Annotated in this window: 14 protein-coding genes and 2 pseudogenes; 4 read left to right on the forward strand and 12 right to left on the reverse strand. The window is 60.7% G+C overall.

The features are described 5' to 3' along the window. Positions 1–26 precede the first annotated feature (26 nt). The 9 genes and pseudogenes from OH491_RS28225 to OH491_RS18760 form a co-directional block, all read right to left on the reverse strand. Positions 27–826 (reverse strand): annotated as a pseudogene (locus tag OH491_RS28225) (M55 family metallopeptidase). 66 nt (positions 827–892) lie between these two features. Then, complete coding sequence (locus OH491_RS18725) at positions 893–1,789, reverse strand: alpha/beta hydrolase (RefSeq protein WP_145928753.1); 897 nt, start codon at positions 1,787–1,789, stop codon at positions 893–895. Positions 1,790–1,921: 132 nt separating this feature from the next. Further along, positions 1,922–3,004, reverse strand: coding sequence for a class I mannose-6-phosphate isomerase (locus OH491_RS18730; RefSeq protein WP_145928752.1), 1,083 nt, complete (start codon positions 3,002–3,004; stop codon positions 1,922–1,924). Between the two features lie 61 nt (positions 3,005–3,065). After that, positions 3,066–4,235 carry a glycoside hydrolase family 88 protein gene (locus OH491_RS18735; protein WP_084442127.1) on the reverse strand — a complete coding sequence of 390 codons (1,170 nt, stop codon included), beginning with the start codon at positions 4,233–4,235 and terminating at the stop codon, positions 3,066–3,068. 11 nt (positions 4,236–4,246) lie between these two features. After that, positions 4,247–5,812 carry an alpha/beta hydrolase fold domain-containing protein gene (locus OH491_RS18740; protein WP_084442126.1) on the reverse strand — a complete coding sequence of 522 codons (1,566 nt, stop codon included), beginning with the start codon at positions 5,810–5,812 and terminating at the stop codon, positions 4,247–4,249. Between the two features lie 22 nt (positions 5,813–5,834). After that, the gene (locus OH491_RS18745; protein ID WP_068770103.1) at positions 5,835–7,196 is read right to left on the reverse strand and encodes a BNR-4 repeat-containing protein; all 1,362 of its coding nucleotides are present in this window, start codon (positions 7,194–7,196) and stop codon (positions 5,835–5,837) included. Positions 7,197–7,202: 6 nt separating this feature from the next. After that, on the reverse strand, positions 7,203–8,327 hold the full coding sequence (locus OH491_RS18750; protein WP_068770102.1) for a hypothetical protein: 1,125 nt from the start codon (positions 8,325–8,327) through the stop codon (positions 7,203–7,205). 31 nt (positions 8,328–8,358) lie between these two features. Then, positions 8,359–10,791 (reverse strand): TonB-dependent siderophore receptor, encoded by a 2,433-nt coding sequence (locus OH491_RS18755; protein WP_068770101.1) that lies wholly within the window; start codon positions 10,789–10,791, stop codon positions 8,359–8,361. A gap of 48 nt (positions 10,792–10,839) precedes the next feature. Beyond that, positions 10,840–15,750 carry a BNR-4 repeat-containing protein gene (locus tag OH491_RS18760; RefSeq protein WP_068770100.1) on the reverse strand — a complete coding sequence of 1,637 codons (4,911 nt, stop codon included), beginning with the start codon at positions 15,748–15,750 and terminating at the stop codon, positions 10,840–10,842. Between the two features lie 183 nt (positions 15,751–15,933). Between OH491_RS18760 and OH491_RS18765 the strand changes: the two genes are divergently transcribed. The 3 genes and pseudogenes from OH491_RS18765 to OH491_RS18775 all read left to right on the forward strand — a co-directional run bounded on the left by OH491_RS18765 (position 15,934) and on the right by OH491_RS18775 (position 20,102). Continuing rightward, positions 15,934–16,977, forward strand: coding sequence for a LacI family DNA-binding transcriptional regulator (locus tag OH491_RS18765; protein ID WP_068770099.1), 1,044 nt, complete (start codon positions 15,934–15,936; stop codon positions 16,975–16,977). Between the two features lie 345 nt (positions 16,978–17,322). Continuing rightward, on the forward strand, positions 17,323–18,609 hold the full coding sequence (locus OH491_RS18770; RefSeq protein WP_068770098.1) for a polysaccharide pyruvyl transferase family protein: 1,287 nt from the start codon (positions 17,323–17,325) through the stop codon (positions 18,607–18,609). A 44-nt stretch (positions 18,610–18,653) separates the two neighbouring features. Continuing rightward, positions 18,654–20,102 (forward strand): annotated as a pseudogene (locus OH491_RS18775) (MFS transporter). 188 nt (positions 20,103–20,290) lie between these two features. Here the strand turns inward: OH491_RS18775 and OH491_RS18780 are convergent. From OH491_RS18780 to OH491_RS18790, 3 genes are read right to left on the reverse strand one after another with little or no spacing between them, the layout of a single operon-like run. Beyond that, positions 20,291–21,535: a FecR family protein gene (locus OH491_RS18780; protein ID WP_334319266.1), complete on the reverse strand. Its 1,245-nt coding sequence runs from the start codon at positions 21,533–21,535 to the stop codon at positions 20,291–20,293. Further along, the gene (locus OH491_RS18785) at positions 21,510–22,100 is read right to left on the reverse strand and encodes a sigma-70 family RNA polymerase sigma factor (RefSeq protein ID WP_068770096.1); all 591 of its coding nucleotides are present in this window, start codon (positions 22,098–22,100) and stop codon (positions 21,510–21,512) included. The genes OH491_RS18780 and OH491_RS18785 overlap by 26 nt, the downstream gene beginning before the upstream one ends. Then, positions 22,097–22,513 carry a hypothetical protein gene (locus OH491_RS18790; RefSeq protein ID WP_334319265.1) on the reverse strand — a complete coding sequence of 139 codons (417 nt, stop codon included), beginning with the start codon at positions 22,511–22,513 and terminating at the stop codon, positions 22,097–22,099. The genes OH491_RS18785 and OH491_RS18790 overlap by 4 nt, the downstream gene beginning before the upstream one ends. 488 nt (positions 22,514–23,001) lie before the next feature. Here OH491_RS18790 and OH491_RS18795 point away from each other — a divergent pair, with 488 nt between their 5' ends. Further along, positions 23,002–24,558: a ShlB/FhaC/HecB family hemolysin secretion/activation protein gene (locus OH491_RS18795; RefSeq protein WP_145928750.1), complete on the forward strand. Its 1,557-nt coding sequence runs from the start codon at positions 23,002–23,004 to the stop codon at positions 24,556–24,558. Positions 24,559–24,583: the final 25 nt, after the last annotated feature.

Here is a 24,583-nt window from a genome sequence, read left to right on the forward strand (position 1 = left end):
CGTGCATTACAATTTCCTCCGATATCTTACAGACGCAGCAAGGCTTCCTCCATGCTGGCGCCTTGCACCTCGTAGGTCCGTCCGTCGATTATTTTCATATAAGGTTTGGATTCGGGGCTGGGCAACCTGCCGCGCTCGACCAATTCAACCCGCAGAGTAACGGGCTTTTCTGAAATGAAGGATTTTGCCCGGGTAAAATTTGCCATGCTTTCCTTGGTTTTTGCCGCGAGGAGATCATGAGCCCTGCCGGGCGGCAACAGCATGCCGCCGTTTACGGACAAGCCTTTTTTGACTTCCGCAGTAGTTGCCCAAGGGAGAAAATCCTTCGCCTCGTCGCAGGCCTTGTCGTCGCCGCTCACCATGATGACTGGTTTGCCATGTTCGCCGACGATTGCGGCATCAATCCCTATTTCGCCGGTTTTTCTTCCGTTGACCCAATATTCTGCACCTCTTTTGAACTCATGGTGTGCTCAAGGATCGCGTTTGGCGTGCCCGCCATGGCATGGTAACCCAGCAATATCACCGCGTCACATTCCTCCAGGCCGGGGAAACGGTTGTTGCGGCAGTCGCCAATGATGTAATAATCGGCCAGCGAAGAGAGGTTCGCCCACAGGATATTACAACCCGCGCTGTGGGCGTCCCTGACAAAGACCTTTTTCACGCCCGCTTCCTTGCACGCTTCCACGCAGGCGTTTATGTCTTTCACCATATTTATGCGGCAGTCAACATAGCGGGATTCGCCATCTGTCACCTGCCGGCTTTCATAAATGTCGCTGATGCCCTCGGCATCAACCATAATATAAACATTTGGTATTGTATTGTTCATTGTTGCAAGTCTCGGTGAGACGCATCCGCCACCCGGATTTGTTTTTCGGAGGTTTAGGAGCGTGCCTTATTGCGCCACGGATGTTGCATTCGCATCTTTATTGCTGGCGGCAGCGCTGGCGGGTTTGCCCAAGTATTTTTCCAAAAACGTCAGCACGGCCGGACGCAGGTCCATTTGCGCCGGTTCGAGGTCGTAGCTGTGCGGAGCGCCGCCGATTTCAACATACAAATAATCCACGCCGAGTTTTTCCAAATAGTTGGTGAGCATACGGGAGCGTTCCGCTGGGATGGTTTTGTCGGCAGAGCCGTGGGTGATGAACATCGGCGGCGTGTTTTTGTCGAGATAGGTGACGGGCGAGGCGGCCCGCGCGTTTGCCACTGTTTTTTCGGGCGTGTCGCCTGCGAAACTGGCACGCCAGCGTCCGCTGACATCATACTCGCCGTAAAAATTGATGATGCAGGTGACGCCGTTGGATTGCTCCGTATAAAGTCCGTGGCGGTTGATTTCAGCGCGATTCGCCGTCGCGCCCACCAGCATGGCGAGATGGCCGCCGGCGGAGCCACCCATGGTGGCGATGCGATCCGGATTGATTCCGTAGCGGGCGGATTCTTTTCGGATGAAGCGCAGCGCGGTTTTGCAATCATGGAGATTTTGCGGCCACGCGACGCTCGTGAGTTTTGTTTTTCCGGTGGCGGCATCGCGGTCGCCGACATTGAGGAGATAGTTGATTGAAAACACCGCGTAGCCGTGCGCCGCGAGCGTGCCACCGATGTTCACTTCGCGTTTGCCGGCCTTGTCGCCAAGTCGCCAGCCTCCGCCGTGGATGAAGAGCACCGCCGGCACGGGGCGCGCGAAATTTTCGGGCGGAAGATAAATGTCGAGTTTTTCGGCGCGGTCGGGTCCGAGATAATTTACGTCGTGGCGGATGCCTGGGGACGGGGTGTCCGCGAATAACAAGTTCATCGTCAGCGGGACTAAAAAAAGGGCGCTGCATGCCTTCATAGTTTTCATATGTAATTTCGAATTTATTGATTGTAATCAATTGAATGTAATGGCTCTAATTTTTTGGAGCGCTTAAGGAACAGGCTGCAGTCTTCATGGGTGACAAACGAGGAGTTCCAGAGAGGCGCCCGTCGGCAGGCTCACTTCCGCCCGGGGGCCATTGGCGGGCAAAATGAATCTCCGCCCGCGCCTGAGCGGTGTTTCCTGTCCTCCGCACGCAAGCGTGCCTTCGCCCGAGACAACAAGCAGGAGCCGGATGGAGGACGAGTCCGGTAACGGACCTCCGCCGCTAAAGCGGTATCTTCGGACGCTGAAACAGTCGGTATGAGCGCGTCCGACCAGCTCCTCCACCGTCAGATAGTCCGCCGCCTCCAGCAGGGCCGGTTGCAGTTGGCAGCGTTGTCTGACCTCCTCGACGGAATATTGCGTGTAGTCAAAGATACGCAGGCAAAAATCAAGATCGCGCCCCATAAACCTGCCTTCGGGAGGGACAACTACTCCGTTTCTGGAAAACTCGCAACGCACGACCCAATCCGAGGGCTCCATCACCTCCAGCATCAGGACGCCCTCTCCTATGGCATGCGGCATCCCGCCAGGCACGATCCATATTTCACCGATGTTGAGCGGGATGGGGTCGAAACAGGCGTCCATGGCGGCGATGTCCTGATTTTCGATGATCCGCCGCCAGGTTTGCGGAGAGGGCGCATGCTGGAAACCCAGACGCAAATAAGGGGACACCCCCTCCCTGAACCCGAGAATGACATAGGACTCGAACTTCCCGTAGCGGGAATTCAGATGCTTCTGTGAAAACGCAGCCGAAGGATGCGCTTGCACATGAAGGCGCATCGAGGAATCCAGCAGCTTGGCCAGAAAGCCCAGTTCCGCCCCTCGCTTGTGCCAGTGACTCTCTCCGAGGTAGTAGGCGGGTTCCGCTTCCAGTAGCGAGGCCAGCAGCCGGATTTCGCCATGAGCGGATCGCACCCGGGTGAGCCCTTCATCCGGCACGGGAGGCATGCCCGGATTCCTGGCCACGACGGCGGATGCGATCCAATCCTCCGGACAATCCCCATCGCGCTCCGCCGCCCCGCCGTTGAACGCCGACAAGAGCGCCCCGCCGTGGTAATTGCGACGCACGCGCGCAGGTAGTATTTCCCAGAACGGTGCGAGTATGTTCACTTATAAGAATGGGAATAACATTGTCCGGCTTTGGACTGTTTCCTGTGCAAATGGCCGCATGCTAACCGGCGGGCGAAGGTTTGGCGTTTTGGGCGCGGGCCTTCAGGCGGAGCAGCGCCTCCAGAAAATAATAATCGGCGTAATTCAACGGCGTATCCACCTCGCTGTTTTTGTTAAAGTTGCCGGTGGAATGTTTCAGGATGAAACCGCCGTTTTCACCCGGCGCAGCCCGGTAGCCGGGGGAGGAAAGCGAGACGAGCTGCCGCCAGGCGAGTTCGCGGTAGCGTTGCGCGGTATCCGGCTCGGAATAGTCCGCCAGCTCGATGAGACCGGATGCGATCACGGCCGCGGCGGAGGCGTCGCGCGGCGGCTCGGGCGCGGCCGGCGCGTCGAAATCCCAGAGAGGAATCTTGTCGGAGGGCAGGCGCGGGTGCGTGCGGATGAAACGCGCGCTGGCGTGCGCCTGTTTCAAATAAAGCGGATTGCGTGTCTCCCGATATAACATTGTGTAACCGTAAAGTGCCCAGCCTTGGCCGCGCGCCCAGGACGACTCGTTGGCGTAACCCTGGAAGGTTTCCTTGATGACAGGCGCGCCGCTTTCCGGATCGTAGCCAACAACGTGGTAGCAACTGCCATCCTGCCGGAAATGATTCGCGAGCGTTTGGTGCGCGTGCCCGATGGCGATTTCGCGATAACGCGGCTCGTTTACCTCGCGCGCGGCCCACAGGAGAAATTCGAGGTTCATCAGGTTGTCTATAATCACCGGATGCCGCCAGCGGTCGGCATAGTGATCCCATGAGCGAATGGTGCGCGCGGCAGGATTGAAGCGGTTGGCGAGATTTTTTGCGCCCTCAAGAAGAATATCGCGATGCGCGCGGTTGCGGGTGAAACGCAGCGCATGGCCGTGCGAGCAATAAAGCATGAAGCCGAGGTCATGCGTGTCGGTCAGTTTCGCGGCGGGCGCGACACGGTTTGTGTAATCCAGCGCGGCTTTTTTCCAGCGCGGCTCGCGGGTGTGCTCGTAAATCAGCCAGAGCGCGCCGGGGAAAAAGCCGCTGGTCCAGTCTTTGTAATCAACAAAAACAAGTTTGCCGTTTTCAAACGTGCGCGGGATTTTGCCGGCACCGGCGGTGGCGCTCAACAATTCGGAATAAAGGCGCACGGCGGCGGTAAAATTGTCCTCAATCAGAGGCGTTGGATTTTTCAATGACGGTTCGGTTGGGAGTGGCATTGTTGGGAAAATTATTTCATATACCGGGCGAGAAATTCGAGCACATCCGGTTTGATGTCGCGCGGGAGTTTTTTGTCTTTCCACGTCTCCAAATCAAATGTGTGCCCGATGCCATCGAGCCAAATGGTTTCGTGGGGAACACCGCACTTTGTCAATTCACGGTCAAGCTCCTCGGCCTGCATGTAATCGACGGTGGTGTCCGCCCGTCCGTGCAGCGTGAGGACGGGGACGCTGCTCCGGTTGATATGCGAGACGGGCGACGCGAGACGCAGCACGGGGTCGTTCGCGGATTTTGCGCCGAAAGCGCGCAGCAGTCCGCCGCCACTCTTCAACTTGTCGGTGGGCGTACCGTCGGGCCGGGTCTCCCGGCGGGTAAGCAAATTGGTGACACCATAGAAATTAAGCACGCACCGCACCGCGTTTGACACACCGGGATACGGCGCGACGGGCTCCAGGTCCTTTTGTCCGGCGGTCAGGCCGACCATGAGCGCGAGATGCCCGCCGGCCGAGCCGCCGCCGACCGCGATGCGGTCGGGATCTATATTGTATTTTTCGGCATTGGCGCGCAGGAACCGCACCGCGTTTTTGCAATCGAGCAGGTTTTGCGGCCAGGCATTCTCCGTCCGGCCAAGTTTGTAATCAATGCTCGCGACCACGTAGCCGGCGCGGGCAAGCGCGCCGCCGATAACCTGTTCGCGGCGCGCGTCTTTTTCTCCGCCCGCCCAGCCGCCGCCGTGAATCCATATCAGCGCGGGGAATTGTCCTTTTTTCTCCGTTTCCATCGGCGGGCGGTAGAGATCGAGTTTTTCGGCGCGGTCCGGTTCCAAGAACTCCACATCGCGAACGACACGGATTTTCCCCGCCAGCGCGTCGCGGATTTTTTCCGCCACCTGTTCCGCCAGCAGTTGATAACCCTGCGGCGTGAAATGGACGTTTCGTTCCAACTGTATTTCCGCCTGTTTTTCCGAGGCGAGCGTGAACAGGTCGTTTATTGCCACACGCTCTTGTTGCATGATTTTCACGGCGATTTGGTTATAGCGCGCGGCGTCGCCCTTCACCCGGCCCTCGGCGCCGTCCGGCACGGGCGTGGAGGTGGCAAAAATCAAAGCCGCGCCGTTTTTTTTCAGACGCCGGACCAGCTCCCGGAGATTTTTTTCATATTGTTCCGGCGAAGCCACCTGGGTTCCCTCGGAGGGCGGTACATACTTCCCGGTTTTGTCGAGATACTTTATATCGTGCAGGCCGAAGTTGAAATGAATCACGTCCCATTTTCCCGAACCGAGCCAGCGGTCAAGCTGTCGCAGTCCGTTGGCGGTGTCCGCGCAGTTTGCGGGCGCGCGGTGGACATTGGCCACATCCTTGAGTCGTTCCCGCACCGGCAGGGTGTAGCCGATGGAGATGGAGTCGCCGAGCAGCAGCACGCGGGGCAGGCCGGGTGTGTCCTCGACCTTGGCGAAAGCCGGATGGCGGGGCCTGGGCGCGCCGGGCGGAGCGGGTTCCAGCACGCCATCGGCACTGGCGGCGCCGGCAAGACACATGCACAGGATGGCATGCTTGAGACAAAAGCGTGTTGTCATAAAATCGGCGCCGGCGGCACGGTTATTTTTCCATGACGGCGTGAATGTTAAAAATGCCGTCGTAGTTGTAACCGCCGGGCGTTTTCTTGTCAGAGTAAGCGGTGCCGAGAATGCCGATGACCGGCGGGCGGCCGTCCTCGATGAATTGTATTTCGGGAACCCGGTTGAATTTTGCGGCGAAATCTATCGGAGCCGCCGCGCTTTCCTTCCATGTGCGGCCGCCGTCGGTGCTGCGGAGAACCAGCAGTTTTTTGCTGTCCTTGCGGATGAACATCCGAAATTCGGACGGGCCGAGTTTTTCCAAATCATAAAAGCTTCTTCCCTCCGCCAGCGTTGCCTGGACTTTCCACGCATCGCCATCCCAGCGCATGAAGCAAACCAAGTCGCCGGTGCCGGGTTTGTAGGTGCCGAAGGCGACGACGGGCGCGCCGGCTTTGCCGATATACGAGGGCTGCGGGCGGAGAATGGGATAACGCAACCTGCGGTCGGGAGCGTCGGGATCGCCCTGTGTTTTTACGACAAGGCAGGCGGCAAATTCATCGAAAAGAACGGACGGGCCGAGTTCGCGCCTGCCGGCGTTTTCCATGTTGCCGGTGCGGGTGTTGAAAAACGCGAAATACAAGTCGCGCGAAGCGGCGTTGTGCGCCTTGCTGCCGGCCATCGTCCATGTGATGCCGACGCGGCCGTCGTCGGGATTGAGGCAAACGCCGAAGCCATAAACCTCGTCGAATTTCATCGGCTCCTTTTTTTCGGAATCAATGACCGTCGCCGGTGCCGACCAGGTCGCACCGCTGTCGGCGGATTTAATATAACGATACGAGCGGTGCGGCCAGTTGCGGTCCTCGTTTTTTGAATAGAAAACATAAATGACGCCATCGGCGACAACCGGCATCGGGTAAGTCGTGTGGTCCTCGCTTGCAGTTGTCTTTGCCCAGTCGCCGTCGAGCGAATGGGCGACGGGCGCCTTCACCTGGAAAAGTTTGTTGCCGTGCTCGCAAAAATAAATCACCAGCCGCCCGTCCGGAGCGAGGCGCATGACGGGGTAATCGTGGTAGGCCCACTGCGTTTTGTATTCGAGGTGGCAGACTTCCCGGCCCGCGCTCCATTTGCCGGTGCCGTGGTCGTAGTCGTTTATCCAGACGCTCATGCCGGGGCCGCTCCAGCAGACGAAAGTTTTGTTCACGGCGGCATCATACAAGCCCGCGCCGAACTGGCGCCGGCAGGTGCTGCTGACGTTGTTGCCGAGCGGTTCCTGTTTTATTTCAAAAGTGCCTTTCCATTTTGCGCGCTTCGGCGCGGCCGGCTCGACAGCGCAGAGCAACGCGGAGGGCAGAAACGCAAATGCCAGCAATGCGGCGAATAATCTTTGGATGCGGATTTTCATGGGAAATTATTTATTGAAAGATTTGATTGCAGCGGCGAGTTCGTCGGCCTCGGCGATGGAGATGGACTCATCAACCCAGATGGCGAGGCCGCGTGGGTCGAGCGCGCGGGCGAGCTCGAGCACCTCGTTTTTGGGGGTGGTGACGAGCACCGGTTTCCCGGCCTGTTGCAAGCCGCGCAGCATGTCCACTTTCGCCATCGCGGAGGGCGTGCCGGCGCCGGGTGTGTATTGCACGGCGTCAACCCACGGTTGCGCGGCCAGCGCGGGCGCGTGGCGGGCGGCCTGCGGGCCGTCGAGGTGGAAACACATGCGCCCGGCGCTTTGCGTCTGGCTGCGCAGCGAGGGCAGGCAGCACTCCTCGAAATCGTCCGGGCCGATCAGGGCGTTGAAGTCGCAGGTGGGCACGGTGTAGGCGCGGTCCGACCAGGCGCCGACCCAGTTGATAAAACCGGCACCGCGATCGAGCACTGCGTCGGCGGCGCCGGCAAACATGCCCGTCCACATCGCGGCCACTTGCATGGCGGCGGTTTTCACGGCTTCTCGGGATTCGTCCGCGATGTCCATGCAAAGCTGGGTGGGGTCGCGCAGGTTCACAAGGATGTCAATCGCCCCAGCCATGTCCGGCAGGCAGACAAGGTATTTTCCGCGCGCGTCCTCCGCGGTAAGCGCGAGAAGTTCGAGCACGCGGCACCACCACGGATTTTCCGGGGAAAAATCCAATTTTGGCGGAGGATTCCAAGTGGTGATGGTCGGGGTGTTCCAGCTGGTTTGCTCGGCCTCGGAAAGGGTGAGCGGCGCGCCCAGAAACGCCGCCGGGGCGCAGGGGCCGATGTCCGCGCGGATGCGGGGCAGCGTGTCGGCCACCCAATGGGCGGTGGCCACCTGAAGCCGGGTGGCGGCGAGCCATTCTTTCGTGCGGTCCGCGACCAGATGGAGCGCCTTGCCCCGGTAAATGCCGTCGTCCTTGCGGACGGCGGTGGCCATGAGCAACGGACGGTCGGCGCGAAACACCCACCAAGCCTCCCAGCGCGCCGCGATTTCGGGAAAGTCCGGACAGAATTGCAACGGTTGCGCGGTGACGGCGCGCAGTTGGCCGGCCCAGCGGGCGTGGTTTTGGGAATCGGTTATCATTAGTATCCTGCGATTTTTATATAATCGGTGCTCAAAACGTGACCTGCAAAAAGCCGGTGATGGTGCGCTCCTTGCCCCACGACCATTGGCGCTCGATGTATTCCTTGTCGAAAAGGTTTTCGCCGCGCAGGCCGACGGTGAGGCGGTAGTTGTTTATGCGGAAAGGATAGCTCAACGACGCACGATAGACGGTGTAGGCGTCGGTGCGCATGTAGTAACTTTCCCATTTTCCACCATGCACCGGGGCCGAGGCCGCGTGGTTCAGGCCGAAGCCCACGGTCAGCCCTTTCAGGAAAGTCCGGGAGAACTTGTAGGTCGTCCAAAGGTTGACCTTGGTGTCGGGCGCGCCGGTCAAGTCCCAGCCTTCGGTGCGCGGGTCCTCGTCGTTGGAGAGGATTTCGCCGTCGAGAAACGAGACGTTGGCCATGACCCGCCACCCCGGCAGCGGCTGGCAATTGATTTCAATCTCGACACCCTGCGCCTGCTCCTTGCCGGAGAGGTAGGTGTAATACGGGCTGTTGGCGTCCTCGCGCGTGGAGCGCGGAATGCCGGCGCGCGTGGTGTGAAACCAGACGACCGAGCCGGTGAGTTTGCCGCGGAGGAGGGAGGCCTTGATGCCGACGTCGAGGCCCTTGCCGGTTTGCGGGCCGAGCGGCTTGTTGTCGCGGTCGGACATGTTGTTGGGCGCGAAAATGGTGCTGTAGGTTGAATACAAACTGATGGTTTTCGTGACATCAAACGTGAGGCCGGCCTGCCAGGAGGATTTCTCGATGTCGAAATCCTCACTGTATAAAAACTCGCGGGCGGGGTTGTTGGTTTGGGTGATGACGGTGAAGTCGTTGTCATCGTAGCGGATGCCGCCGAGCACGTGCAGGCGGTCACCAAGCACGTCGAGCATCATGGTGGCGTAGTAGGCGGTGGAGACAGTTTTTTCGAGGGAGGGCGGGCCGTTGGGCGAGCGGACAAACTGGCCGTCCGCGCCGATGTATCCGTCGGGGTAGGAAGGGAGGGTGAAAGATAAGTCGTTTGGATAGCCGATGAGTTCCGAAGTGCCGGCGGCAAGCAGGCTGGCCACCGACCAACCGGGGCGGCTTGCCCAAAGTTTGTCAAGTTGCTCCGCATAAATGCCGGTGATGGGCACGACCCTGGCGGAGCTTGTCGGCGTCTCGACTTCGAGGCGGCTGTAGTCGAGCCACGATTTTTCAAAACCAGCGAGTATTTTGAGGCCGAATTTTTCCCGGTTGAAATTAAACAGAAAATCGTGGCGCATCTCGATGTCCTCGTTGTTGAGTTCGCGATGCCGGTAACGGCCGGAGGCGCCGCCCGTGCGGGCGGTGTAGCGATACATGTTCGGCTCGCCCACAATGTCGTTCACCAGGCGGTCGGTGTCGGCATATTGCGCGGCGCCGCGGTAGGTGAGGAAATCGGTGATGCGGACGGAGATGTCGCCGCTGGCGGAATTGATGTCGTATTGGTAGCGCGAATACGGGCCGGAGAGATTGACCTTGCGGCCGAGTTCCCTGACATAATAGCGGCCCTTTTGAGTGGTCCTGCTTGGGTCTTCGCCCGGAAGAATGGGGTCCAAATCATTCGGCGCGACGCCGGTGGGCGTGGGATAATAATCCTGCAATCCGTATTCGTAGGCGTTGTAGGGCGCGTTGAGGCGGTTGGTGTCGCGCTCCAAATGATTATAGCGGACGTTGACCACCACGCGCTTGCCGGCTTTCCACGTGAGCGCGGGATAAATCACCTTGTCCTCCATGAAATGCCAGTCGTTCAAGCGCTCGTTGTAATGATATTGCGTGACGAGGCGGTAGGCGAGGTTCTTGGTGATGGGACCGCCGAGGTCGAGGTCCCATTGTTCGAATTGATACGAGCCGAGGGTGAGTTTTGCGACGCCCTTTTGCTTGAAACGCGGCGCCTTGGTGATGGTGTTGATGGTGCCGCCGGCGGAACCCTGGCCGTATAAGACGGCCTGCGGGCCGCGCGCGATTTCCATGCGGTCCACGACTGCTCGGTTTATATACAAGCCGCCGCCGCGAAAGCCGTTCACGCGGGCCTCGGGCGCCTTGAAGCCGCGAACATTATATGAATTGCCGCCGCTCGCCTCCTGGCTGCCGGTCTGATCGTAGGTGACGCTGGTGGCGTGGTTGAAAACTTCCTCAAGGCTGACGGCACCGATGTCGTCCATGAATTGCTCGGTGAGCACTTGCAAGCTGACCGGCACACGCTGGATTTCGGTGGCGAAGCGGGTGGCGGAGACGGCCCGCGTCGCCGCGTAGGGGTCGGGTTCGCCGGTGACCTCGAAAGGGGTCAGCTCGATGATTTCATCGTCCGCGCCCGGCGGCGGCATCGCCACCGGGGACTCGGATTGTGTTTGTTGCGCGGGGAGGGCGGGGGAGAACGTCAGCGGCAGCACGAGGATGACGGCGAGTCTTGCAAGATGGGAGGGGGTGATGTTCATAAGGGAGCCTCGTTTGTATATATTTTCATATAAAGTGGCGGGCGGCGCTCAGTGTTTTTTTGCAAAGCGCACGGTGCGCACGGCGAGGAGCGCGGCGAGCAGGAGGGCGAAGAGGGGCGAGGGTGCGCCGCCGCCGGAGCGGCGCCCGCTGGTGTAGGACTGGCCGGGGTCGGGCGGCGGACCATAGGTGGAGCCACTGGCGAGCAACGGCGTGGCGACGGTGGCGCGGCCGATGGCGTCGAAGGTGATTTTGCGGATGACGCCGTTGCCGGTGTCGGCGACGTGGAGGTTGCCGACTGCATCGCGGGCGAGACCCTCGGGGTGGTCGAGCCAGGCGGAGGCGGCGGGACCGTCCTTGTAACCGGCGACGCCTGCGTCGTGGCCGGCGAGCAGCGTCACCGTGCCGGCTTCGTCAATGTCGCAGATGGCGGAGTCGGGTGTGTTGCTGATATACACGCGCAGGCCGGGGCCGCTGCCGCTGGCGGCGATGCCGCGCGGGGCGTTGACGCCGTCGGCGGAATCGGCGAGCGTGTCCACCACGCCGGTGGTGGCGGAGAGAGGCATGATGACGCGGACGGCGTTGTTGCCGGTGTCGGCGACGTATAAATTGCCGTCGCCGCCGAACGCGAGGGCAGTGGGGGAATGGAAACGGGCGCCAGTACCGCCGGCGTCAATATAATCGGGCGTGTCGAGCGCGCCTGCGTATATATTGACCTCGCCGCCGGAGGTGACGATGTGGATGACATGGCGCGCCTCGTCGGCAATGTACATGTTGCCCGCGCTGTCAACGGCCATGCCGGCGGGCGCGCCGAGGCCGGCGACGGGGAGCGTGCCGAAGTCGGCGGTGGCGGCACTGGCGGCGCGGAGGGCGGCGTTGGCGGTGTCGGCGACGAGGAGCGTGCCGGAGAGGACGGCGAGGCCGCGCGGGGCGGAGAAGGACGCGGCGGAGCCGATGCCGTCGGCGAGGGCGGCGGTGCCGGAACCGGCAAAGAGGTTGGCCGCGCCTGCGGAGGTGACCTGCCAGATTTTGTTGTTTGCGGAATCTGCGGCGTAGAGATTGCCCTTGCTGTCGAAGGCGAGCGCGGAGGGCGCGGCAAGGCGCGCGGCCATCACGTTGAGCGTGGTGGCTGCGCTGGTGTTTTCACCGAAATCGTTTTCGGCGACGAGACGGAACTGCCAGCCGTCCATGCCGGCGGTGGCGGCGAGGAGGGTGAGCGTGGCGGTGTTCATGCCGCTGCACCAGATGTCGCCAACGCTGAGATCGCGCCACGCGCCGGTCGCATCCTCGCGCACCTGCCAGCGGAGCGCGAGCGGCGGATTGCCGGAGACGCGTGCGCTAATATCAACGGAGCGTCCGACGACGGCGGTCTGGCGCGCGACGGGATTTTCATCAAAGGCCGGGGTCAACAGCACCTCCAGTGTGGTGGGATTGCTATAAACGGTGCCGCCGGGGTTGGTCGCGGCGGCGCGGTATTCGTAGCCGGCCATGCCGGTCGCGACGAGGATGGACAGCGTGTCGGTGTCGGCGCCGGTATAACTGGTGTCGGCGGCGGTGATGTCGCGCCACGCGGCGGCGGCGCCTTCCTTCACCTGCCATTGGTAGGCGGGCGCGGGGTTGCCGGTGGCGGCGGCGGCGATGGCGGTGGTGTTGCCGCCGGAGACAGCGGCTCCGGCCTCGGGATGAAGGATGAACACGGGCGCGGAGGCGACAATGTTTTCTTTAATTATATAAACCGGGAAGACGCCGTCGTAATTGTAGCCGCCGGGCTTGGTGGTGTCCTCGAAGCTGAGGCCGAGGAAGGCGGTGATGGGCGCCTTGATGCTGTCGAGAAACAGAAGCTCGGCGACCTTGTCGCAGCCGTCCTCGGCAATGTTGAACGGAACGGCTCCGGCGGAGACCTGTTCCCAGGTGGCGCCGCCGTCCAGCGAAGATTTCATCAATATGTTGCCCGAATAATGATAAAGCGCGATGAGTTCGGCGACGCCGTTGCGGCGGAGATCGGAGAAGGATTTTACGTTTGCCTGTATGATGTTTTCGACCCACGCGGAGCCGTTCCAGCGGGAGCAGCGGATGGACTCGCTCCCGGTGACGGGGTCATAAAAGCCGTAGGCGACCAGCGGCTGGCTCGTGACGCCGTCGAGGGCGGGCTGGGGGCTGGTGAACGGGTAGTGGTGGCCCTTGGTCGTGTCGGCGGGGTCGCCGGTGGCGTCAACGACGCGGCAGCTCGCCAGTTCGTCGTAGGCGATGGAGGCGCCGAGGCTGGCGCCGGCGGCGTTGGACAGGCTGTTGTTGGTGGTGTTGAACCACGCGAAATAAAGGCCCTTGTGCGCGGCATTGTGGGCGGTGCTGCCGGCCATCGTCCAAGTGAGGCCGATGCGCTGGGAGTCGGCGTCGTAGTCAAAGCCCCAGGCATACACTTCGTCGAATTTCTGCGGATCGAGCTTGGCGGTGTCTATGATTGTCACCGGCGCCGACCATGTGGCGCCGCTGTCGGTGGATTTGATATAACGATACGTGCGGTAGGGCCAGGCGCTGTCGTTGTTTTTCGAGTAGAAAAGCCAGATGTCGGAGCCGGCGACGACAGGCATGGGGTAGGCGTTGAGATCGCTGCCGATTTCGGTCTTGGTCCACGCGCCGGCGATGGAGTGCGGGTCGGGCGCGCGCAGTTGATAGAGTTTGTTGGCGTGCTGGCAGAAATAAACATGCAGCCTGCCGTCGGGCGCGAGCGTAAGCACGGGATAGTCGTGGTAATCGTATTGGGCTGTGTAAGTGAGGTGGCAGATTTCGACGGCGGCGCCCCAGGTTTCGGTGGCGTGGTCGTAGGCGCGGACATAGACGCTCATGCCAGGGCCGTTCCAGCAAATGTAAGTCTGGTTGGAGGCCTCGTCGTAGAGGCCGGCGCCGAAGGGACGGCGGCAGGAGCTGCTTTGGTTGGTCACGATTTTCTCGAACGACATCACAAACGGCGGCTGCTCGTCCACGCTGACGAAGCGCACGGCGTCGGCGATGACGTAGTAGTCCGCGCCGTCGTTGCGGATTTTCAGGTATTCGTCGCCGGTGCCGGCGAACTCAAAAATGCCGAGCGAATACCACATTTCACCGCCGGTGCGCTGGTTGACGCTGAAGGTTTCGGTGATGCCGTTGTGCTTTATATCAACAGGTGTGTTGGTGGCGAAATTGGTGGCGTATCTCGGCCACCACATTTGCACCATGTATTTGCCGGCGGCGGGAAAGATGGGTGTGTAGGTGACGGATTTGGAGACGGTCGATGTGCCGGAGCCGCCGGTATTGCCGTCCGTCCAGTAATTGTGGCCTTGAAAACCAGTGCGGCTGACGGAGCCGGTCCAGTTGCCCTGCGTGGTGACGCCGGGGCCGGGGACCTTGCTGGTCGTGTCTGTGTCGCCGGCAGCGGTGTTGTCCATGAACAGACGCGGCTCCGGCGGCGGCGGGGGCGCGGTGTAGGGCAGAAATCGGATGGCGTCGGCGATGACGTGCGCGGTGCCGCTGGCCACAAGTTCGGTGGTGCCGTCGTTTTTTATTTTAACATACTCGTCACCAGCGCCGGTAAATTCATAGTTGCCAAGGGTGAACCAATCGCCGCCGTTTAGCCGCTGGTTGACGATGACAGTGTCGGTGGAGCCGGAGTGGACAATATCAATCGGCGTGTTGGTGGCGAAAGAGGCGTTGGTATTCGGCCACCATGCCTGCACGGTATAAGTGCCGGAGGAGGGCAGCCTCGGCGTGTAGGTGACGGACTTGCTGCCCTTGCCGGAGCCGTTGTCCGTCCAGTAATTGTTGCCGTAGTAACCGGTGGTGGTGATTTTGCCCGACCAACTGCCTTGCACGGTGACGCCATCGCCGGGGATTTTGCTGGCGGGGTCGGTGTCGTCGGGCGCGGTGTTGTCAATCAGGGTGAGCGGCCCCGTCTCGACTTTCACAAAGCGCGCGGCGTCGGCGACGATGTTGCCGGTGAGCAGGCCGCCGGCGCGGTCGTTTGCGTAGAGTCTGATATATTCGGTGCCGGCGCCGGTGAATTCAAACACGCCGAGCGAGTTCCATTTGTTGCCATTTGCCGTTTGGTCAATGGTGACAACGCTGGTGCTGCCCGAATGATAAATTTCAACGGGCACGGCGGAGCAAAAGCCGCTGGAGGCCGGCCATTGCATTTGCACATCGTAGGGGCCGGCTTCGGAGAGCACGGGCGTGTATATCACCGATTTTGTGGTAGTTGAGGTGGTCACCCAATAATTGGAGCCGGAAAAACCTGTGACGGCGTCGGTGCTTGTCCACGAGCCGACCATATAAACGCCGGTGTAGTTTGTCGGGTCTGTTTCGGGCGCGGTTTTTATTTCGGCGTTGTTGTCCAGCTCGGTCAGGGTTTCGTAACTGAGAAAGCGGATGGCATCGGCGCGGATGTATTTGCTTTCGGTGGCGCCGCCGGCGCCGCCGTTGTTGCGGATTTTGACAAATTCGGTGCCGTCGTTGGCGGCATTGAATTGCCAGATGCCCATCGTGAACCATCGTGAACCTTGGGCGGCTTGGTTGACATAAACGGTGTCGGTGGTGCCGGCATGGCAAATGTCAACGGGGACGTTGGTGGCCTGCGAGGCGGCGTTGGACCACCAGATTTGCACGATGTATTTGCCCGCCGCCGGCAACGTGGGCGTGTAGGAAATCCATTTCGTGTTATCGGCAGGGTCGTTGTCGGTCAGGGCGTAAAGGCTGTAATTCGCGGCGAGGGTGGAGGAGCGCGCCCACGTGCCGCTTGAGGTGACGGTGCCGGTAATGTTGGTGCCGTCCGTGGCGGCGCGCGAGGCGCTGACGAGTTGCGAGTTGCCGCTATCGAGGACAACGCAGACCGCCGGTGCCCCCGGCGCCGGCAGCGCGAAGAAGGCGAAGGTGGCGAGCGCAGCGGCGCGGGTGAGTCTGCTCGCAATAAACAGTATATGGGTTTTCATGGGTATCAATCGGGACTAAGTTGGAGAATGGACAGGGGGGAATAAGCCGTTTCGGGCTCTGCGGGTGGGTCTATTTCCGGTGATTTTGGACGACAGGCGAATGAATCTGCAAATCCGCCGCAATTCTTATCAATGAAATGCGCCGCTTGCCATCGCTTCCCCCAGCGGCTAGCCATTCCAGCCATGTCCCAGCCCATTGTCACCATGCAACGCGTCGCCGTTCGTGCGGGTGTGCACCAGACCACGGTTTCGCTCGCTCTGCGCAATGATCCGCGCCTCTCCGCCGCCACGCGTGAGCGCATCCAGGCCGTCGCCCGCGAGCTCGGCTACCGTCCCAACCCGCTGGTTTCCGCGCTCATCGCAACCCGCAGCCGGCGCAATGCCGCAAAGCAGGCGGTCATCGCCTATGTGACGGCCGACGATGACGCGCATCGCGAGCGCGGCGTCGAGCCCAGTTACCGGGATCTTTTTAGCGGAGCGAGAGCGCGCGCGGAGGAACTCGGCTACGGGCTGGAGCATTTCTGGCTGGGTGATCCGAAGCTCACCCGCGCCCGTTTCAACCAGATCACCGCGACGCGCAATATACATGGATTGATTCTCGGGCCGCTTTTCAAGCAGCACCCCACGCTGGACGTGGATTGGGACCGCTTCTCCGTGGTGGCCTACGGCTATGCCATCGCGGAGCCGCATGTGCACCGGGTGTATCCCGATTTTTATCACGGCATGGTGGAGGCACTGCGTCGCTGCCGCGCCGCGGGCTACAAGCGCGTCGGCACGGTGCTGGAGGAAAAGACTGATTTGAAGGCCGACCATCTCTGGCTGTCGGCCTATCTTTCCGAGCAGCACCTCATGCCCGGCAATGCCCGCATCGCGCCGCTGCTCCTGTCCACATGGGATGCGGGCGCCTTCGCCCGCTGGCACCGCCGCTATCGTCCGCAGGTCGTCATCGGCTTGAACAGAATCCTGATGCGCATCAACGACTGGACGCGGACGGCGGCCGGCCGCGACGCGGAAAATACCCGGCTGGTGATGTTGAATATCACAAACACAATGATATCAGAAAGCGTGACGGGAGTGTGGATTGATCGCCAGCGCGTCGGCGCCGCCTGTGTGGACCAAGTCGTCGGCATGATGCATCGCAACGAAAAAGGCGTGCCTGCGAAGGCGCTGCACCTGATCGTGGAAAACGGTTGGGTGGACGGCAACCATTTCCTCCCGGAAATATAGAGCGTTTCAAAAAATACCGCGGCCGCATTTATAGATGGATACCGTCCCTCCATTTCAAGCATCGGCCACAGTTTGATTTGATATGCTCCAGCGCCGGGCGCATTCGGGGGCTGCGCGCTCATGAGTCGGCGCGCGCACCGCCCCCTTGCCATCCGTCGAGGAGACGTTTACGGAGATTCATTGATAAGAACTGCGGTTGGTTTGCCTCGCCGCCTGAAATCATTTGTATCCGTTTCCCAGATGAAAACACCCCTTCCTGATGCACGGTCCCCGATGGCAGGAAGACGGGCCCCGCATCCCGCCTCTTCCGGGGTGAACGCAACATTCCACACACCGTCAAACTTTATGATGACAGCCCCGCAGTTCCCCTCCGGCGACTCCCGCTCGAATCGTCCAATATGCATTCTGCTACGCTCCGGCTGGCAGACCACGAACATCGGCGACATCGCCCATACGCCCGGCGTGCTGCGCGTCTTCGAGCAATACGCGCCCGAGGCCGAGTTCATCATCGGGCCGGGGGTTTTCGACCGCGGGGTCGAGGGCATGTTGCGCCGGCGGTTTCCCAAGGTGCGTTTCGTGCGGGACGCCGGCTCGTGGCGCCCGTCGTCGCCGGCGCCGGGCGACTGCACGCTGGCCGAGGCGTTTGAGCAAGCCGACATCCTGCTCCACGGTTCGGGCCCGGGAATCAGCACTCCCGAAATCGAGCACTGGCGGACGGAAACGGGCAAGCCTTGGGCCGCGTTTGGCGTCACAGTGGGAAGCCCGGTCGGTAGCATCGCCGGAGGGACGGATTTTCCGCCCAAGCTGGTGGACCTCATCAATTCCGCGGCGCGTTTTTTCACCCGCGAAACCCATTCGCTCGAGGCCGCGCGCCAGGCCGGCGTGACCGCGCCGCTCGCATTTTCGCCCGACGCGACCTTCGCGCTCGATGATTTGCGCGACGAGGCGGCGGCTGACGCCCTGCTCGCCAAACACAAGCTCGAGCCGGGGCGTTTCCTTTGCGCCATCCCCCGCCTGCGGCTGACGCCCTACTGGCGCATGTTTCCCGTCAAACGCCATTCCACACCGGAGGAGATTGCCGTGCGTGACAAATTCAATGCCGCGCACGCCCCCGCCGATTTCGGCGTGCTGCGCGATGCGATCATCCACTGGGTGCGCACCACGGGACAGCGCGTGCTGCTCTGTCCCGAGATGACCTACGAAACGGAACTCTTCGAGCCCCACATCCTCAGCCAGCTGCCCGGCGACGTCAGGCCGCAGGTGACCGCGCTCGACCGTTACTGGATCACCGACGAGGCGAGTTCGGTCTATGCGCGCGCCTCCTTGGTCCTGAGCATGGAATGCCACTCGCCCATCCTCGCCATCGCGGTCGGGCGCCCGGCGATCTATCTCCACCAGCCGCAGGATACCTGGAAGGTGCAAATGTATCCCGACCTCGGCCTGGGCGGGTGGGTGTTCCCGGTCGAAAGTGCAGGCGACGGCCGGCTCGCCGCGCGCATGACCGAGATCTACAAAAACCACCCGTCGGCATGCGAATTGGCCCGAACCGCCCACTCCCGTGCTTCGGCCCTGCTCTCGGTCGCCGCGCGGCAAGTGGTGGAGCTTGCCATGCGGGACAGTGTGCAGACTTGATGCTTCAGGTTCGATTATAATCAAAGACCGACGCGCACCACCCCATGCCCTCCTCCGCTCCATCGAAGAAAGACGCTTCCTCGGTCGCCCCGGAGGACCGCGTGCCGCTGCCCCAGAAACTCGCCTACGGCGCCGGGGCCATGACCGAGCAATTCACCGGCAAAATCACCAAGGAGATGTTCAACCCCGTGTTCAACATCGCGCTTGGCATCAGCCCCGCCGTCATCGGCACCGTGCTCATGGTTTACCGGCTTTGGGACGGGGTCACGGATTTGCTCCTGGGCAACATTTCCGACAACGCCCGCACCCGCTGGGGCCGCCGCCGCCCCTTCATCGTGGCCGGCGGCATCCTGACCGGCGTTTGCCTGCCCTTCCTCTGGCAGGCATCCCCCGAATGGAGCCAGGCCGCCATCATCACCTACATGATTGTCATGGGGATGCTGCTCTACGGTGTGTATGCCCTTTGGGCGATGCCTTATTACAGCCTTGGGATGGAGCTGACGCCCGACTATAACGAGCGCACCCGCGTCGTCGCCTGGCGCGCCGTCTTTTCCAAAATCACGGTCATTTTCGGCGGCTGGCTCCTGGCCCTGACCGCGCTGCCGGTCTTTGCCAACCCGGACACGGGCGAGCCGGATGTCGCCCGCGGCATGCGCGTCATGAGCTGGGGCATGGGGGCGATCATCATCCTCGTGGCCACGCTGCCGGGATTTTTTGTCAAGGAGCGGTATTATGAAAAGGAGACCCGCCACCAGGGCAAGGTGAGCCTCTGGCGCGGGCTCAAGGAAACCCTGCATTGCGGCCCCTTCCTGAAAATCATGGGGGTTTATGTATGCCAGACGGTCGGGTCCAGCCTTGTGGCCAGCCTCGGGCTGTATATCAATATTTATTATATTTGCGGCGGCGATATAAAGACCGCCTCCGTCATCTAGGGCATCAAGAGCACCGTCATCTTCCTGCCCGGCCTTTTCAGCGTGCCGCTGTGGGCGTGGGTTTGCGAGAAGCTCGGCAAAAAGGGCGCGCTGCGCATCACCATCATCATGGGTTATGTCGCCAACATCCTGGTGTATTTCTGCTACACGCCCGCGCATCCCTACCTGCAGATCGTCCCCCAGATATTTCTCTCCGCCTTTGGCTCCGCCATCTGGATGATCGTCCCCTCGATGCAGGCCGACATCGTGGATTACGACGAACTCCACACCACCAAGCGACGGGAGGGCAGTTTTGCCTCGGTCTTCTCCTGGACCACCAAGCTGGCCATGACCGTCACCACCGGCATCTCGGGTTTCATCATCGTGTGGTGCGGATTCGACCTGGAGAAATACGGCAAGATGCAGCCCCCCGAGGTGCTGAGCACCATGCTCCACTGGTATGTGTTTTTCCCGATGCTCTTCTGGACGACTGCGCTCGTCATCCTGCATTTCTATCCGATCACCGCAGCGCGGGCGAAGGACATCCGCCGCCAGCTCGAAACGAGACGAGGCGTGGTTTGATGGATTTGGGTTTGATACCCCGGAGTTTGCTCCGGGGGGCGTTATACCAATTCCGAACGAAATTCACTCTTCTGGAGGGCCGAGCTCCTGCGAGGCCGTCGTGGTTTATACGCGACGTTTTTCCACGACGGCCTCGCAGGAGCTCGGCCCTCCAGCAAAAGGGTGATTTTAATTGAGAAATGGTATTACTATCTGTTCTTCGCCGGGGAAATAATCACTTTCCCTGGATGATGGCCGTCCTCGATAACTTGATAATCGATTTCTCCTGTTTGTTTGAGCATGTTGAGGATTTGCTCCAGGGATTCCCGGTCAAACCGGCCGGTGATGGTTTCCTGCCCCAGGCCTGCCTGGGCCAGCTCGATCGTGATGCCGAAGCGGGCTTCGAGTTTGCGGATTACAGAAACCAATGGTTCTCGGTCGAAGACCAGCGATGTATCATGCCTCCATTGTGCGATTGTTTCCGGTTGTATTGTCCGCACGCGTTCGTTGCGCGCAGCGGCTGTGAGTGTGTATTGCTGCCCGGGCAGGAGGGTGACGGGGGCGGATTTTCCCGCGGGATTCAACTCGGTGATTTGGACTTTGCCCTTGAGCAGCGAAACCTCGGGCTCGTTGTTGTCCGCGAAGTCGCGGACGTTGAATTGCGTGCCCAGCACGGTTATGCGCATGGTTGCCGTTTCCACTACAAATGGCGCGTCGGGATCGTGGGCCACATCGAAAAACGCCTCCCCTTTCAGGTGCACGATGCGCGTTCCGGGGCTAAATGCGGCGGGATAGGAAAGTGAACCGCCGGAATTGAGGGTCACCCTGGTGCCGTCCGGAAGCATCAGCATGGTCCGCTCCCTTGCATTGGTTGCGCTTTCCATCAGGTTTTCGTCTTTTGTTGCAAATGAGGAAGAGGATGCGACGGCAAAGTGAGAGGCGGAACGCGAGGCGCGGAACATTGCGGTCAGGCACACGCCGGCGATGAGAAAAAGCGTCGCGGCCAAAAGAGACGCGGTGCGGAAAAGGGGGTTTGCCCGGAGCTTTTGTTCGCGTTTGCCCGTGTTGGCCGGCGGCCTGGCCTGTTTCGGATGGTCGCTGTTATCGACCGCTCTTTCTTTGATTCGTTGGGCCAGCCGTTTCGAGGCGGCATGGGAATCGAAATGAGGGACGGGGAGTTCCCATGCGAGCTGCATGTTGTCGAACAACTCCTTCCATTCCGGATTGTTGAGTAGCGCGACAAGCTGTTCGCGTTCGGCGCTGGTGGATTCGCCGCTTAAATAGCGTGTGGCCAGGCATTCAAATGCCGGTTTGTCGTAACCTGCGTTTTCGGAGATCATGCAATGCTCTCTTGATGGAGTAGACGGGATATTTTGTGTGAATCTGCCAATGATTTGATACAATTCTAAAATTTTAGCAAATTGTGATTTATCTTGCCTCGGATATATCGCCAAGCATGGCCTTGATTTTGGGCAATTCCAGGGAGAGCTGCTTCATGGCGAGGACCATGTGGCGCTGCACGGTGTGCGTTGAAAGGTTAAGCTCGGCCGCGATTTGCTTGTAGCGCTTGCCCTCCAGCCGGTTCATGCGGAATATGGCCTGCCGTTTCTCCGGCATCCGGCTCAGCAGCGCCTCCACGGCGACCTGAAGCTCCGCATAGAGCAGCGGATCGTTGGCATTGCTTTCATCGGCGAGCGATTCCGGGTGGGCGTCGTCCAAGGGCACCAGCGAGAGATTCCCGGAATTTTTTTCGCGCACATCATGGGACCGGTTGCCGACTGCGCGATACAGATAGTGGAAAACGGAGGAGGTTATGGTCATGGAATGGCGCATGTCCCACAGTTTCAAAAACACATCGGAGACTGCCTCTTCCGCCAAAGGGCGGCGTTGGAGCAGAGAATATGAATATCTGCACAGCACATTATAATACTTGCGAAGGAGGCAATGGAGCGCCTCCTCGTCGTCGGCCCGGATGCGGACCATGAGCAACTCATCTTCATCGGTGCGAGTCGGAGTCATGCGATGGATATTGGTTGGGTGTTCGGGCTGCCAGCGGCGCGGGTGATGCGTGAGTCGCCGCCATTGGCATGCTTGGCGATGGAGCGGACGATGATTTTCTTCTCATGTCTTAACAGGGTTATGTCAACCATGGCGGAGATGGCGGTGAACAGGCGCGCCAATGTGATGTAATCACCCGACTCGAAGCTCATTGTGGCATCAAGCGGCAGCTGGCTGGCGACGTATATAAATCTCAAGTCGGTTTGTTTTTCTATGGTTGAAAATATCTCGGAGAGCGCCACCTGGCGGAGGCGGAAGTCCGAAATATCGATGGTGGTTTCCACGAGGACCCTGTCACTGTAATAATCCACGCCGCCGGCGCCGGGGCTTCCGCATAGCATCCCCGTCCACAGCAGCAAAGGGCAGAGAAACATCGGGGATGATATGAACCGGGCCATGCGGAAGGAGATCTCGTTTGCGATCCAAAAATGAGGAAATAGGAGACGCCTTATATTACAGGCAGAGAAATCCTCTACTCTCATTCCCGAGGATATAGAGCCAGAAAAAACATGGGGAGATCTGTGACATCTGCGTTACAGGACGGTCGAAGGCGGGGCCGGTTCCCTTGTTTGCTTTGGCGGCCCCAAAAGAGGGGCCGCATTTGGAAGAGGCATGACGGCATGCGGCGATCACCCCGGGCGAGTCGTGGTGTATATGCCTGGATATGAGGCGACACATAAACGTAACAAACACAATTACCATATCGGACCGGCGGACTCCGTCTATGTATGTGTCCGCAGCATACTGCATTCATCGTTTTCAATAACACTCGCTCTCCAGCCACGAACCGCCGCAACCGGCCTGCGCAATCCAACCCGATCCAGTGAATCCAACCCGATCTTTTCTATTTATAATCCTATGCATGTATTTGGGCATCATGTCGCAGGCGCGGGCGGCGGAGGGTGGGCATGCCGGCGGGGCGCCGGATGCCCCGCAGTACGTGGACATATTTGAATACGAAGTGCGCGGGGTGCATCAACTGGCGGCAGGAGAGGTGGAGGCGGCGTTGTATCCGTATCTGGGGGAGGCGCGCACACCCGGGGACGTGGAGGGGGCGCGTCTGGCGCTGGAGAAACTCTACCAGGAGAAGGGCTACCAGACGGTGGCGGTGCGGGTGCCGCAGCAGGAGGTGAGAAACCGCACGGTGGTCATCGAGGTGACGGAGGGCAGGGTGGGGCGGTTGCGGGTGAAGGGTTCGCGGTATTTTGACCTAGAGCGGATCAAGGAGCAGGCACCCTCGATCGCGGAGGGCGAAGTGCCGGATTTCGCGGCGGTGACGAGAAACATCGTCGCGCTCAACCAGCATCCGGACCGGCGGGTGACGCCCTCGCTGAGGGCGGGGGTGGTGCCGGGGACGGTGGACATCGATTTGACGGTGGAGGACAACCTGCCGCTGCACGGCAGTCTGGAATTGAACAACCGCCACAGCGCCAACACCAAGCCGCTGCGGCTCAACGGCTCGGTCAGCTACGGGAATCTCTGGCAGAAGGAGCACACGCTGGGACTGAGCTTCCAGCTTGCACCTCAGCGGCTCGACGACGCGGAAGTGTACTCGGCCTATTACTTGGCGCCGATTCCGGACACGCCGGTCAAGCTGCTTGTCCAGGGCGTCAAGCAGGACAGCGACGTGTCGAGCCTGGGAACCTTTGCGGTGACCGGGCGCGGGGAGATAGCCGGGGTGCAGGCGATCATCGCATTGCCCGGGACGGAGCGGTTCGTGCACAGCCTGACGGCGGGAGCGGACTACAAGCACTTTGACGAACTGCTGAGGGTCACGGGGTTGGAAGGCGGGACGCAGACCCCGATCACGTATTACCCGATGGCGGTCAACTACGCGCTGACGCTCATCGAGCCCAAGGGGCTCACGCAGATCAACGCGGGGCTGAACTTCCACCTGCGCGGGCTGGGCGGTTCCCCGCGGGAATTTGACGACAAGCGCTACGGCTCGGGCGGGAGTTATCTCTATTTTCGCGGAGACGTCTCGCACACCCGGGAGCTGGCCGGAGGCTGGCAGGTTTTTGGGAAGGTGCAGGGGCAGCTTTCGAGCCGGCCGCTGATCTCCTCGGAGCAGTTTGGCGCGGGCGGGTTGGGGTCGGTGCGCGGCTATCTGGAAAGCGAGGTGATGGGCGACAACGCGATTGCGGCGTCACTGGAAGTGCGCACCCCGGCGCTGACCTTGGGCGGGATGCTCGACGAATGGCGGTGGTATGTCTTTGGCGAGTGGGCCGGGGCGGTGCTGCGCGACGCGCTGCCCGATCAGGACTGGCGCTTCGAAATCGCGAGCCTGGGGGCGGGCACGAACTTCAGATTGTGGAAACACTATCACGGCGCGCTCGACTTGGGTGCGCCGCTGCTGCCGATCAACCAGACCGACCGTTGGGATCTGCGGCTGACCTTCCGCCTCTGGGCCGACTTCTGAGCGCCTTTTCCCCACTTCATTCGAC

This window comes from Termitidicoccus mucosus (genome assembly GCF_038725785.1).
GTDB lineage: Bacteria > Verrucomicrobiota > Verrucomicrobiia > Opitutales > Opitutaceae > Termitidicoccus > Termitidicoccus mucosus.